The organism is Novosphingobium sp. CCH12-A3 (assembly GCF_001556015.1).
Classification (GTDB): domain Bacteria; phylum Pseudomonadota; class Alphaproteobacteria; order Sphingomonadales; family Sphingomonadaceae; genus Novosphingobium; species Novosphingobium subterraneum.
The window spans coordinates 43,611-56,833 of sequence record NZ_LSIA01000218.1; the positions used below are offsets into that span (position 1 = coordinate 43,611).

Sequence of the window (13,223 nt, forward strand, 5' to 3'; positions counted from 1 at the left end):
CCCTTCTTTTTTACCGGGGAACGCACGAAGGCCCGGCGGCCTGGGATGGGCCGCCGGGCTTGTGATCACGCCTGGTGGAGACAGGCGGAGGTCATGCCTTAGCGCAGCAGCGACAGCACGTTCTGCTGGCTCTGGTTGGCCTGGGCGATCATCGCGGTCGATGCCTGCGAAAGGATCTGGGCCTTGGCCATCTGCGTCGTTTCGGTCGAGTAGTCGGTGTCCTGAATGCGCGAACGGGCGTCCGACAGGTTGGTGATGTTGTCGTTGAGGTTGTTCACCACCGATTCCAGGCGGTTCATGCCGGCACCGAGCGTTGCACGGGCGCTCGAAATCGAGTCCAGCTCGGTGTCAAGCGTGCCGAGGAGCGTGTTCGCCGCCGTTGCGCTGGACACGTCGTACGACCCTGCAGCACCGCCGTTCGCCGAAAGGGTGGTGAGGTCTGCCATGGTCAGGTCGACGGTGTCAGAACCGTTCGCACCGGTCTGAACGGTCACGGTCGCTTGCGAGCCGTCGAACAGCTGAGTGCCATTGAACTTGGTGTTGTCGATGATCTGGCCGATCTGCGCGGTCAGTTCGTCAACTTCCGTCTGCATGTAGGCACGGTCCGTGGCGTCCTGATACGTGCCCGAAGCCGACTGCACGGCCAGTTCGCGGACACGCTGGAGCATGTTCGAAACTTCGTTCAGCGCGCCTTCCGCGGTCTGTGCCAGCGAGATGCCGTCGTTCGAGTTGCGAACGCCCTGGTTCATGCCCTTGATCTGGGCAGTCATGCTGGTGGCAATTGCCAGACCGGCCGCGTCGTCCTTGGCGCCGTTGATGCGCTTGCCGGTCGACAGTCGCTCCATCGCCTGGCCAAGCATCTTGTTGGCCGTGTTGGAGGAGTTCGTCGCCTTCAAGGCGCTGATGTTTGTATTGATAACCGCCATTTTCCATTCTCCGGTAGGGTGGTGTGTCGTTCCCGAAAGGACCGCCGGGTCAGAGGATCGACACGGCTGTCGGGACTAAGACCGGCAAATGGCAGCCGGTTTTAAGTTGCCGCCCGGCAAAAGAATGCCGGACTTAGGTAGTCGCCCTTAGGGTTACCCGTCCCCTTAAAGTTTCAACCTGTTTGTCGGTCCCGCGCGAAAGAAGGTCACAGACAGGATGGTTAACAGGGGTCTTGAAATGATTCGCGATTGCGGGGCACTGCAGTTCACCGAAGCGGCGGCGAAAGCCCACGCAGCGCTTGTCCAGCGCGCAGCTTCGGTGCTTTCGAGCTACGGTGCGGAAGGACAGTCGATGCTGGCTGATGCCTTCGAGGACGCCAAGCTCCCGCCGCGCAAGCAGGTGGTGCTGCTGGAGCGTTCGGCTGTGCCAGCGATCGAGCGCCAGCCCGGCAGCCGGACGGCGACCCTGCGATACACCGATGGGGCGGGCGAGGCTGCGCTGTCGGCACTGCTGGCCTGCGCCGCCAAGCCAGGCGCGCCCATTGCCGCCGATCCTGAAAGCCTGTCTGTCCTTGCCTTGGCCGAACGCATCGCCGCCACCGACATCCCCGTCCTGATCAACGGCCCGACCGGCACTGGCAAGGAAGTGCTGAGCCGCTTCATTCACGAACACTCGGCCCGCGCCGACAAGCCGTTCATCGCCATCAATTGCGCCGCCATGCCCGAAGCCATGCTCGAGGCGCTGCTGTTCGGCCACCAGAAGGGCGCGTTCACGGGCGCGAATGCAGCCAGCGAAGGCTTCTTCCGCGCGGCTGACGGTGGTACGCTGCTCCTCGACGAGATCGCCGAGATGCCGCTGACGCTGCAGGCCAAGCTGCTGCGCGCGCTGCAGGAAGGCGAAGTGGTGCCGCTGGGGGCAACGCAGCCGGTAAAGGTGGACGTGCGGGTAATCGCCTGCGCCAACCGCGATCTGCCGCTGGAAGTCGAGGAAGGCCGCTTCCGCGCCGATCTCTATTACCGCCTCAACGTCTTCCCGCTGGCCCTGCGCGCTCTGTGTGAGCGGCCCGACGATATCGCGCCGCTCGCCTTCGCGATGGCGATGCGCCATTCGCAGGTCGCTCCCTGGATTTCCGACGAAGCGCTGGCGATGTTGGCGGCGCATAGCTGGCCCGGCAACGTGCGCGAACTCGAGAACGTGATGCGTCGCGCTCTGGTGCTTGCAGGGAACGCTTCCGTCATCGAGCCGAACCATATCGTGTTCGATCGCCCTGCCCGCCTGATCAACGAACCGGTTGCGGTTCCTGCCGCGGCCGATGCCAAGCTTTCCAACATCGTGCAGATGTCCGAAGCCCGCGCGATCCTTTCGACGCTCGAGGCCTGCAACGGCAGCCGCGTTGCCGCTGCCCGCCAGCTCGGCATTTCCGAACGCACCTTGCGCTATCGCCTCGCCAGCTTCCGTGAGGCCGGGATCGAAGTGAACGGCCGGTCAGTGGACGGTAGAGCCGTCGGTGGCAGGCGATGAGCGTTTCCGGCATCGGCGGCCGGGCTTCCGGCATCCAGGACATCATGGCGCTGCGCCAGCAGATCATGGAGCGCTCGCAGCTGCTCCAGCAGGTCAAGTCACCCGAAGCGACGCAGGGTGCACAAGGACCACAGGCCAGCACCGGCCCGGCTGGTAGCTTTACCGAGAGCCTCAAGGGCGCGCTCGATAACGTCAACGCCAGCCAGCAGAAGGCAAGTGCGATCAGCGAAGCCTATGAAAAAGGCGAAGTGGTCGACGTGGCCAAGGTGATGCTGGCGCGGCAGGAAGCTGGCGTTGCCTTCGAGGCCACGCTGCAGGTGCGCAACAAGCTGCTGAACGCCTACCAGGACATCATGCGGATGGGAGTGTGATTGAATGGCTGACCTCGTTCCCGCCTCTGGCCTTGCCACGCCAGCACCATCCACTTTCGGCGTACTGACCGATCCCGCAGCCGGAAGTTTCGGCACGCGGGCCAAGGCGTTTCTGGCGCAGCCGCCCGTGAGGCGCACCCTTCCGTGGTTCGCCGGCGTTTCCGCAGCCGGCCTGACCGGCGTTCTGTGGCTGACCATGGCGCCCGCACCGCAGCGCATGCTCTACAGCCAGCTTTCCGACAGCGAGCGTTCCGAAGTTACCGCCAGCCTCGAAAAGGCCAACATCGCCTACCAGATCGACAACGCAACCGGTGCGATCACTGTCGGCGAGGACGACCTTTACAGGGCGCGCATGGCCGCCGCGTCGGACGGCGCGATCGCCACGCCCGAAACCGGAACGCAGATGCTCGACAAGCTGCCGATGGGCGCGAGCCGGGGGCTTGAGGGCCAGCGCCTGCAGGCCGCGCGCGAGCGCGAGCTTGAGCTGACGATCATGGAGATCGACGGCGTGGAGGCCGTGCGCGTCCATCTCGCCGAACCGGAAAAGTCGGTGTTCGTGCGCGAGAACGTGCCGCCATCGGCCTCGGTCATGGTCAAATTGAAGCGCGGTCGCCAGCTTTCCGAAAGCCAGGTCCGCGCGATCGTCAACCTGGTCGCGGGTTCCGTGCCCGGGCTTTCGATAGACGCGGTGCGGGTCGTTGACCAGCACGGCGCATTGCTGTCCGACCCGTCCGGCCCCGATGGCGACCGGCTCGAACTCCAGCAGCGCATGGAGGAGAAGCTTCGCCAGCAGGTCGCGCAACTGCTCACGCCGATGCTGGGCGAAGGGAACTTCTCGTCCGAGATCCAGCTCGATCTCGACATGGACCAGGTGACGTCGGCGCGCGAAAGCTATGACAAGCAAGGCGTCGTCCGGCAGGAAACGCAAAGCGCCTCGCAGCAGACCGGCGCCGGCACTGCCCAGGGCGTGCCCGGCGTTACCGCCAACACGCCGCCCCCTGCCACGACTGCCCAGCCCGGCGCCCCGCAAGGAACGCCCGCGGCTGCGGCAACCCCCGGCGCCAACGGCGAATCCAGTTCCTCGCGCACCTATGAACTCGGCCGCGAGGTTGCGGTATCGAACCAGACCCCCGGCAAGATCAAGCGCCTGTCCGTCGCCGTCGCGCTGAGCGCCGAGACCATGGCCAAGGCCAAGCCGCAGGACATCGAGCAGATCAAGCAGCTGGTCAGCGCGGCGGTCGGCGCCGACCCGGCCCGCGGCGATCAGGTTGCCGTGGCCGTCCGTGCCTTCAAGCCCGCAGACGTTGCCCCCGCACCGTTCTGGGAGACGCCGTGGTTCGCCACGATCCTGCGCAATGCCGTGGCGCTGATCGCGGTCCTGCTTGTCCTGCTGCTCGGCGTCCGTCCGTTGATCAAGGCGCTGAAGAAGGAACCCGCGCCGGCCGAAGTGAAGGCTGCAAAGAAGCGCAAGAAAGGTGAAGCGACGGGCGACGAGGACGAGGACGCCGGAGAGGCCGAGGAAGGGGCCATCGGGGCTGTCACCGCTGATGAAGTCGCACAGGCAATCCAGCCCGCGCGAGATCCCGAAACGGGCGTCGTCGATGCCGAGGCACTGGCCCGGCAGGTCAGCCTTGCCCAGCGGCTTGTCGTCGAAAAGCCCGACAGTGCGCTGGTTGCCCTCAAGCAGATGCTGAAAGAGCCTGAAGAGGAAGGTGCCAGCGCATGAGCGACCTGATGGAAGCCCCCGCCATTTCCGATCCCGAACGCGCCGCCGTCATGGTCATGCTGCTGGAGGACGATCAGGCCGCGCAGATTCTCGCGCAGCTGGAGCCCGCAGAACTTCGTCTGCTGGGCGAAAAGATGTGTGCGCTGGGCGAGATCGGCCCGGTTGCAATCGCACAGGCGATTGCCGGCTTTGTCGAGAAGACCGAGCGGCTTGGCCTGATCGCGCACGATCGCGTCGGACAAGTGCGCTCGCTCATGACTCGCGCCGTGGGCGAGATAAAGGCAGACAGCCTGATGCAGCGCATCCTGCCTGACGACCCCTCGCGCACGCCCAGCATCGAGCTTGCCAGATGGCTGACTCCGCAAGTGATCGTGCCTCTGATCCGTGACGAGCATCCCCAGGCGATTGCCGTGCTGCTGGTTCAGCTGGATCCGGAAGTGGCCGCGGCTGTCCTGCATGGCTTGCCCGACGAGGTGCAACCGCAGGTCGTCCACCGCATCGCCACGCTCGGACCGGTTGCACCCGAAGCCATCGCGATGCTCGAGGAAATGCTGCACCAGCGTATCGGCGAACGGCACGGCCAGGGCGCCTTTGCCATGGGCGGGCCGCGCGAAGCGGCCGACATCATCAACGCCTCCGTCCGGGCGGTCGAAAAGCGCGTCATGCCCGAGATCGCCAAGCAGGATCGCCAGCTTGCCAAGGCGATCGAGAACGAAATGTTCAAGTTCGAGCACCTCTTCGCGCTCGACGACAAGTCGATGGGAGCACTGCTGCGCGAGGTAGACAGCGATGCGCTGATCGCCGCGCTCAAGGGCATTCCCGAAGAGCAGCGCGAATGCTTCTTCCGCGCCATGTCGAGCCGTGCTGCGGACGGCGTGCGCGACGAGATTGCCGCGCGTGGCCGGATGAAGATGGCTGAAGTGATCGAGGCGCAAAAGGCCATGGTCACGGCAGCCCGCCGTCTCTCGGCCGAAGGCGTGATCGTGTTCGGCGCGGGCGACGACGACTATGTCTGACAGCTTGCGGGCGATCTCGCTGGCGGACCTTGGGCAAGTGCCCACAGGTTTCGCGCGTGATCGCCGCTTCTTCCGCGAATTTGCAGCGCCCGAACCGGAACCTGTCATGGTGCCGGTGGAAGACGAGCGCGAGCCGCACGACCCTATCGCGGAGGCGTGGGCCGATGGCTATGCCAAGGGTCTGGGCGAGGCGCAGGAAGCCGCTGCGCAGCTCATTGCCGAACAGGAAGCAGCGCGTCAGAAGATCGAATTCGCGCTCGGCAAGCTCGATGTGGCGATGCAGACCGAACTGCAAGACCGACTGCGCGAGACGGTGATCGCCTTGTGCGAGGCTGCCATTGCGCCTGCGGCCCTTGACCCCGACGCGCTGACCCGGCGGGTCGAGGCCGCCGCCACCATGCTCGCCCGCGCCGAAGACCAGCGCGTGATACGGCTCCATCCCGAAGACCTTGCCCTGATTGCCGCGCGATTGCCGGAAGACTGGCACTTCGAACCCGACGCTTCGCTCGAACGCGGCGCTCTGCGCGTGGAAGGCGCGACCGGCGGAGTCGAGGATGGACCTGAACAATGGCGCCGGGCCATCCATGAGGCGCTCCGCCAATGCTGATGGGGCCCACTTTCTCCGTGCTCGACCGGGCGCTGGATTCCCTGGCACTGTGCGAACCCGACTTCACGCCTGCGCGCTATGGCTTGCTGGCCGCGTGTGATGGCGGAATGCTTGAAGTGTCGGGGCTGTCGGTCCCCATTGGCACGCAATGCCGCATCGCTCATGGGTCGGGATCGCTGACGGCAGAGACCATCGGCTTCCGCAATGGTCGTACCTTGATGATGCTTCTGGGCGATCCGGTGCTGCTGCGCCCCGGCGCCAGGGTCAGGCCCGAAGGCCGCCCCGGGATGGTGCCGGTAGGCGAGGCTTTTCTCGGCCGTGCGATCGATGGCGAGGGCAAGCCGATTGATGGCATGGGGCCGATCCACAACCGCCGCGAATGGCCGGCAGGCGGCATTCGGGCCGCCGCGCTCGACCGCTCGCCAGTGCGCGAGAGCTTCGATACCGGCGTGCGCGCGCTCAATGCGCTGACGACCTTCGGCATCGGCCAGCGTATCGGCATCATGGCGGGATCAGGCGTCGGCAAGTCGGTGCTGCTCGACATGATCGCGCATGGCGCCGAGGCCGAGATCGTCATCGTCGGCCTGATTGGCGAACGTGCACGAGAAGTCTCCGACTTCGTCGAGCGGCACATGCAGGGCTCCAAGCGCGAACGCTCCGTCGTTGTCGCGGTCCCTGCCGACCATGCGCCCAACTTGCGCATACGCGGCGCGATGATGGCGACGGCGCTCGCCGAATACTTTCGAGCCCAAGGCAAGCGCGTGCTGCTGATCATGGACAGCCTGACGCGTGTGGCCCACGCGGGCCGTGAAATCGCGCTGCTGCTGGGCGAACCGGGCGCGGCGCGCGGCTATCCGCCCTCGGCCCTCGCGACGATCACCAAGCTGGTCGAACGCGCCGGCAATTCGGCGGAAAGCGGCGGGTCGGTGACCGGGCTCTACACGGTCCTTGCCGATGGCGACAACCAGGACGATCCGGTGGTCGACACCGCGCGTTCGATCCTCGACGGCCACATCGTGTTGTCACGCGATCTGGCGCAGCGCGGGCAGTATCCCGCCATCGACATCGCCGCCTCGCTGAGCCGCGTGATGAACGACATCACCGCGCCAGAACATCAGCGCGCCGCCCGCACTTTCCGCGCGCTTGTGGCAAGTTACGAGGCCAACCGCGACCTGGTGCTGATGGGCGCCTATCGCAGCGGGGCCGATCCCCAGCTCGACAGGGCCATCGCCATGCATGAGTCGCTGACCGCGTTCATCAGCCAGCCGCAGCGTGAAGTCGTGCCGATGATGGCCAGCGTCGCCGCGCTCTCCCAGCTGATCGGCGCATGAAAGCAGAGCGCGAGCGCCTGGCGCGCCTGAAGCGGCTGGAGCGTATTCGTGACATTGCTCGCCAGACCGCGCTCGCCGAAGCCGGCAAAGCTGAAGGCACGCTGGCGCAGTTGCAGGGGCTGGTAGAGCGAACGTCCCGGCTTTCCGCCGACTACTCCGCCCGCACCGATGCGCGCGATGCCCATTCGTTACAGCAGTTGCGCCACTTCGTCGCCGGACTCGACCGGATTACCACCGGCACGCGCGCCGATGCCGATGCTGCGCGCAGGATCGCCGATGCCAAGGCGCAGGAAGCGGCCGCCGCCGAACGTCGCCGTGCCGCCGTGGAAGAGCGCGCCGAGGCGCAGGAACGTCTGATCGCGCGCAAGGTGGCATCCGCAGCAACACCTACTACCGGCAAAAGGCAATCTGGCACGGGTCTTGAATAAGCACGGTTAACGCACCGCCACGGAGCCTTGCCGATGTTCGATCTTGCCGCCCTTTCACAGCCGACAGCCGCCCCTGCCCTGCAGGCTGCGCCGTTGCAGAATGGCGGAAATGTGCCGGAATCGGCGGATGGCATCACTGTTGCCCCTGGTATTGCCTTCGATGCCCTCCTTGCCATGCAGTTCGCCCCGGCAGAACCGGCAGACGCACCATTGCCGGAAAGCGGCAAGATCTTGCCGGATGCGGCAAAGCTGCTTGCCGCCTTGCCGCAAGTGCGCCCGGTCGATGTACAGGTGCGCCCGCAGCCGACGAAAGCGCGCACCGATGCCGAGCAGGCCGAAGACGACTTCACGGATGCACCGGAACTGCCGGACGCCGCCCTGCCCGACGCGGCCCTTATCGCTGCGCTCTTCGCCGCGCCGGATCGCCTGGTGCCGGCCGAGGGTGCCGATGCCCGCCCTTCAGCTGAAGGCCCTCGCGCAACCGTTGCCTCGGCGGCGCCAGCATCGACTGCACCCCAATCTCCCGCTCAGACAGCAATCGCGCTGGCTCGCACGGCACAGATCGAACTGACTTCCTCGCCCGAAACGGCGCCTGCCCCGGTCCAGCCCGAAGCGGTCGCAGCCACGCCGACCGCGCAGATCATGGCCGCACGTCAGGTTCGCCAGAACAAGTCAACGGGCGCAGAAGGTGAAACTTCCGAAGCATCGGCGCAGCCTGCCCTGGTTGCCGGTGCGAAGCCACTTATGGACAGCGAACGGGCCGAAACACCGCGCGTCGAAGCGACCAGTACCACCAGCCTGCTCGCGGACCGTTCCCTCCCAACGCCAGACAACACTGCCCCGTCGTCGGTCCGCCACGAAGCCCGCATTGAACGCGTCGATTTCGCCGCGCTGGTCGACAATCTGGCCCGCGCTCGCGAGGAAGCCTCACCGCGTGCCGTGACCGCGTCGATCAACCACGCCGAGTTCGGCCGGGTCACCCTGCGCTTCGACCAGGGCGAGGATCGCGGCATGTCGGTGGCGATGACCAGCGCCGATCCCGGCTTTGCGCGCGCGGTCAGCGCCACTGCCGAAGCAGCGCGCACCTCCGGCGAAAGCGCCGGCCAGAACCATCAGCCGCAAGCCGATCCGCGCACGCAGGGCGGCCAGGGCGAAAGCCAGCGCCAGCAGCCGCGCCAGGCCGAGCAGGCTCCGACCCGCCCATTCTCCGGCAATGGCACTTCGTCCCGCGAGGAAGAAGCGCCCCGCCGCCGCAGCGACGATCGCGGCATCTACGCCTGATCCTGATCCCCATTTCCTGAGAGAACCCCGATGAGCGACAAGGAAGACAAGCCCAAGAAGAAAAAGGGCGGTGGCATGATCATCAAGATCGTCGGCGCTGTCGCACTGCTGGGCGTCGGCGCGGGCGGCGTGTTCGGACTGGTTGCTGCCGGCATCATCGGCGGCGGCACGCATGAAGTCGTCAAGGTGGACAACAATCCCAAGCTGGTGCGCAAGGGAGAGGAAGACCCCTATGCGCCGGTCGCCAAGGAAGGTGAAGGCGAAGGCGGGGCAGGCGAAACCGATGGTGAAGGCGGCAGCGAGTTCCGCACTGTCTATTACAACTTCGCCGAAGATTTCACCTCGAACCTCAAGAACACCGATGCGCTGCTGCAGGTGAACATCTCGGCCTCTACCCGCCGCGACTATCGCGTGGTGTTGTGGATGAAGAAGCACGAACTGGCGATCCGCTCGGCGCTGCTCATCGCCATTGCCGATACGCCCGAGGAAGAGGTCATCAGCCCGGAAGGCAAGGCTCGCCTGCAGAAGCGCCTGACTACCGCGATCAACAAGGTCCTCACCGAGAACGAAGGCTTTGGCGGCGTCGACAACGTCTACTTCAAGACCTTCATCGTTCAGTAATTCTGGCATCGTCCAGCAAGCCGGAAAGCTCCAGCGCCCCATGAAACCAGAACGCGCCTTCATCGCCGAACGTGCCATTGCCCGGCACGATCCGGCCCTGCTGCGCCCCGGTCCCAGTGCCGCGGAACTGATCCCGGCGCTCACCCGGATGAGCGAACGCCTGGCCAAGGCGGTGCGCGGGGCGCTCGTCCCCCTTCTCGGCGGAGCCGAACCGCAGATCAATCCGATGAAGCCGATGGACACGGACTTTGCCGATTTCTGCTCGGAAATCCCGCGACTTGCCGCCAACAGCCTGATGCACATCGGCAGCGCCCCCTTCATGGTCACCGTCGAAGGCGAAAACGTGCTGCGCCTGGTCGACCGCGCTTTTGGCGGTCCCGGCGATACCCCTTCGTCGCTGCCGAAGGAATTCCCGCTTTCTGCCGAGCTGATGATCGGCCGGATCGAACAGCTCGTCGCCTCTGCGCTCACCGTCGCATTGGGCGGCAGTGGCGGTCCAATCCGTGCGGTGCGGCGCGATGCCAGCCTTGCCCAGCTTCAGGCGATGCCCGATGCGACCAGGGTTGCCGGACTGACGCTGAACGTCGTCGAGCAGGGACGGATGCCCTGGGCCATCTCGATTGCCTTCCCGCACGATACGCTTGGCCTGATGTTCGCCCACGGCGATGCCAAGCGCCCCACCAAGCCCCGGCGCGGTCCGGCGCAGCCGACCGACGCCCCGTTTGCCGACCTGCCGGTCGAGCTTGCGGCGGTGCTGGTCGATATGCGGCTCCCGCTCGCGGTCGTCTCGGGCCTGCGCATCGGACAGGTCCTGCCCGTGCCGATCGCACGCAACGTGCCGGTCAAGGTCGGCGACAAGACTTACGCCACCGGCACAATCGGCGCGCTCGAAGACCGCGTCGCCATCCAGCTCAACCAGCTTTCCTGATTTTCCCGAAGAGGCCCTGACCCCATGACCTTCCAGCCCCGTGGTTTCGATTTCCTCAAGGACGTGGACGTTCGCCTGACCGTCGAACTCGGCCGCACATCGATGAAGCTGAAGGACGTGCTCGGCCTTACCGAGGAGTCCGTGGTCATGCTCGACCGCCTGACCGACGAGCTGCTTGATGTCATGGTCAACGGCAAGCTCATCGCGCGCGGCGAAGTGGTTGCACAAGGCGACCGCTTCGGCCTCAGGATCGTCGAGCTTGCCGGCAGCGAGCCCGAGGAAGCCCCTGCGGCCCCGGCGAAGAAAGCCGCCAAGGGGGATGTCGCCTGATGTTCTGGTACGTCCTCAAGCTCCTGGTGCTGCTGCCGCTGATCGGCGGCCTCGCCTGGGCCAGTCTCAAGTTCGCCAAGCGCATGGAAGGCCGCTTCATGGCGGGCAGCGCGCCCAAGTCGGTGCGCATCGTCGAGACGCAGATGCTCAGCCCCACCCTGCGGCTTGCCGTGATCGAGTTTCACGGCCGCGAGATTCTCGTTTCTGCCGGCAAGAACGGCCTCGTCCGCCTTGCCGAAGCCCCGGCGCGGCCCAGGGTGGAAGCGGAGGACGCACAGTGAAGCGTCTTTTCGCGATCCTTGTCACGACGCTGACACTGCTGCCGCATTACGCGATGGCACAGGCTGCCGGCCCCGCCCCGGCCCAGCAACCGGCCGCAATCTCAGGCGCGCTTGACCGCGCCTTCGGGCAAATGGCAGGCGCACAGAGCGGCGGCTCGCTGTCGCTGTCGTTGCAGCTGCTGCTCATCATGGGCCTGCTGACGATCCTGCCGTCGCTGATCCTGATGATGACCAGCTTCACCCGCGTGCTGGTTGTCCTGTCGATCCTGCGCCAGGCCATGGGCCTGCAGCAATCGCCGCCCAATCAGGTGCTGATCGGCCTGTCGCTGTTCCTCTCGCTGTTCATCATGGGCCCGACGCTCGACAAGGTGAACGCCAACGCCATCCAGCCCTATTCCGCCGGGCAAATCGGTGCCGAACAGGCCTTCGTTGCCGGCGGGCGCGAATTTCACGCCTTCATGATCCGCCAGACCCGCGAAACCGACCTGCGCATGTTCTCGGAAATGGCACGGGCGCCCAAGTTCGCGACTCCGGCCGACGTGCCCTATTCGATCCTGCTCCCGGCCTACGTGACGAGCGAACTCAAGACAGCCTTCCAGATCGGGTTCATGCTGTTCCTGCCCTTCCTTGTGATCGACCTCGTCGTCTCCTCGGTGCTGATGAGCCTGGGCATGATGATGATGAGCCCGACGATTGTCTCGCTCCCGTTCAAGCTGCTGCTGTTCGTCCTCGTCGATGGCTGGGCGCTGCTGATGGGCAGCCTTGCGGCCAGCTTCGGGTAAGGGCGATGGAAGACACTGCCTCCCTCCTCGCGCTGGCTGACCGGATGCTGTGGATCACCGCACTGGTGGCCGCGCCGATCCTGATCGCCTCGCTCGCCGTCAGCCTCGTCGTCGGCGTGATTCAGGCGGCAACTTCGGTCAACGAACAGACGCTGACATTTGTACCCAAGCTTGCCGTCACCGCACTCGTGCTTGTGCTGTTCGGTTCGGCCATGCTCGGCCTCGTCGGGGATTTCACCAAGGAAATCTTTGACCAGATCGCCATGACCGGAAAAGGCTGATCCTGTGCTGCAGCTGAACTTCGGCTTTGGCGCGCTGGAGGCGGACTTCTGGCGCTGGCTGTTCGTGATGACACGCATTGCCGCCGCCATGTTTGCAGCGCCGCTGTTCGGCACCGGCACCGTGCCTTACCAGATCCGCATCGTCGCCTCGGGCGCGATCGCGATGCTTGTGTGCGGCTGGACCCCGGTTGAAGCGCCGACCGCGCTGCTTTCGATCAATGGCCTGCTCAGCGCGGCCAACGAAGTCCTGATCGGCCTTGCCATGGGTTTTGCCCTGCAGCTTTCCTTTGCCGCGCCTACGCTTGCCGCCGAAGTGATCGGCGGCGGCATGGGCATGTCCATTGCCACCACGGCCGACCCGGTCAGCGGCGCGCACTCCCCGGCGATGGGCCAGTACTTCGCCGTCGTTCTCACCGTGATCTTCCTCGGCACCGGCGCGCACCTCAACTGGATCGCTCTGCTGGTCGACAGCTACCGCACCTTCCCGCCCGGCACGTCGTGGCTGGCGGCCAACCGCATCGACCTGATCGGCCAGTTCGCCACGCAGATGTTCGTGACCGCGATCCTCATCGCCTTGCCCGTCACGTTGATCCTGCTGCTGGTTCAGGTGACCACCGGCATCATCAGCCGCTCGGCCCCTAGCCTGAACCTGTTCTCGCTCGGCCTGCCCGCAGGCGTGCTTGCCGGCCTTGCCGCCATGATCGCCGCCGCCCCGATGCTGACCGACGTGATGGTCGAGATCTCCGCCACCGCCGTCGCCAATGCCGGCGCGCTGGTCCTGAAGTAGGAGGC

16 protein-coding genes are annotated in these 13,223 nt (G+C 65.7%); 15 read left to right on the plus strand and 1 reads right to left on the minus strand.

Going from position 1 to position 13,223, the window contains the following annotated elements; translation table 11 throughout:
- Positions 1-98: 98 nt before the first annotated feature.
- Positions 99-926, minus strand: a complete 828-nt coding sequence (locus AX703_RS17210; protein WP_039336176.1) for a flagellin — start codon at positions 924-926, stop codon at positions 99-101.
- Positions 927-1,164: 238 nt separating this feature from the next.
- On the opposite strand from AX703_RS17210, the gene AX703_RS17215 reads away from it, so the two are divergent.
- From AX703_RS17215 to fliR, 15 genes are read left to right on the plus strand one after another with little or no spacing between them, the layout of a single operon-like run.
- On the plus strand, positions 1,165-2,448 hold the full coding sequence (locus AX703_RS17215; protein WP_062345845.1) for a sigma-54-dependent Fis family transcriptional regulator: 1,284 nt from the start codon (positions 1,165-1,167) through the stop codon (positions 2,446-2,448).
- Entirely contained in the window at positions 2,445-2,819 is a 375-nt protein-coding gene (gene fliE, locus AX703_RS17220) for a flagellar hook-basal body complex protein FliE (RefSeq protein WP_039336180.1), read from the plus strand. Before AX703_RS17215 ends, fliE begins: the two co-directional genes overlap by 4 nt.
- A 4-nt stretch (positions 2,820-2,823) precedes the next feature.
- Positions 2,824-4,545, plus strand: coding sequence for a flagellar basal-body MS-ring/collar protein FliF (gene fliF / locus AX703_RS17225; protein ID WP_062345847.1), 1,722 nt, complete (start codon positions 2,824-2,826; stop codon positions 4,543-4,545).
- Positions 4,542-5,561, plus strand: a complete 1,020-nt coding sequence (gene fliG / locus AX703_RS17230; RefSeq protein ID WP_062345849.1) for a flagellar motor switch protein FliG — start codon at positions 4,542-4,544, stop codon at positions 5,559-5,561. Before fliF ends, fliG begins: the two co-directional genes overlap by 4 nt.
- On the plus strand, positions 5,554-6,168 hold the full coding sequence (locus AX703_RS17235) for a FliH/SctL family protein (RefSeq protein WP_039336182.1): 615 nt from the start codon (positions 5,554-5,556) through the stop codon (positions 6,166-6,168). The genes fliG and AX703_RS17235 overlap by 8 nt, the downstream gene beginning before the upstream one ends.
- Positions 6,162-7,499, plus strand: a complete 1,338-nt coding sequence (locus tag AX703_RS17240; RefSeq protein WP_197423753.1) for a FliI/YscN family ATPase — start codon at positions 6,162-6,164, stop codon at positions 7,497-7,499. Before AX703_RS17235 ends, AX703_RS17240 begins: the two co-directional genes overlap by 7 nt.
- Entirely contained in the window at positions 7,496-7,927 is a 432-nt protein-coding gene (locus AX703_RS17245; RefSeq protein WP_062345851.1) for a hypothetical protein, read from the plus strand. Before AX703_RS17240 ends, AX703_RS17245 begins: the two co-directional genes overlap by 4 nt.
- Before the next feature lie 33 nt (positions 7,928-7,960).
- Positions 7,961-9,208 (plus strand): hypothetical protein, encoded by a 1,248-nt coding sequence (locus AX703_RS17250; protein WP_062345854.1) that lies wholly within the window; start codon positions 7,961-7,963, stop codon positions 9,206-9,208.
- A 30-nt stretch (positions 9,209-9,238) separates the two neighbouring features.
- Entirely contained in the window at positions 9,239-9,829 is a 591-nt protein-coding gene (locus tag AX703_RS17255; protein WP_062345855.1) for a flagellar basal body-associated FliL family protein, read from the plus strand.
- A gap of 40 nt (positions 9,830-9,869) precedes the next feature.
- Positions 9,870-10,757 (plus strand): FliM/FliN family flagellar motor switch protein, encoded by an 888-nt coding sequence (locus tag AX703_RS17260; protein WP_062345857.1) that lies wholly within the window; start codon positions 9,870-9,872, stop codon positions 10,755-10,757.
- 24 nt (positions 10,758-10,781) lie between these two features.
- Positions 10,782-11,087, plus strand: a complete 306-nt coding sequence (gene fliN / locus AX703_RS17265) for a flagellar motor switch protein FliN (protein WP_039336191.1) — start codon at positions 10,782-10,784, stop codon at positions 11,085-11,087.
- Positions 11,087-11,368: a flagellar biosynthetic protein FliO gene (locus AX703_RS17270; protein WP_039336193.1), complete on the plus strand. Its 282-nt coding sequence runs from the start codon at positions 11,087-11,089 to the stop codon at positions 11,366-11,368. The genes fliN and AX703_RS17270 overlap by 1 nt, the downstream gene beginning before the upstream one ends.
- Before the next feature lie 53 nt (positions 11,369-11,421).
- A complete protein-coding gene (gene fliP / locus AX703_RS17275) occupies positions 11,422-12,150 on the plus strand; it encodes a flagellar type III secretion system pore protein FliP (protein WP_052242576.1) in 729 nt (242 codons plus the stop codon).
- A 5-nt stretch (positions 12,151-12,155) separates the two neighbouring features.
- On the plus strand, positions 12,156-12,431 hold the full coding sequence (locus AX703_RS17280) for a flagellar biosynthetic protein FliQ (RefSeq protein ID WP_062345859.1): 276 nt from the start codon (positions 12,156-12,158) through the stop codon (positions 12,429-12,431).
- 4 nt (positions 12,432-12,435) lie between these two features.
- On the plus strand, positions 12,436-13,218 hold the full coding sequence (gene fliR / locus AX703_RS17285) for a flagellar biosynthetic protein FliR (protein ID WP_062345860.1): 783 nt from the start codon (positions 12,436-12,438) through the stop codon (positions 13,216-13,218).
- Positions 13,219-13,223 lie beyond the last annotated feature (5 nt).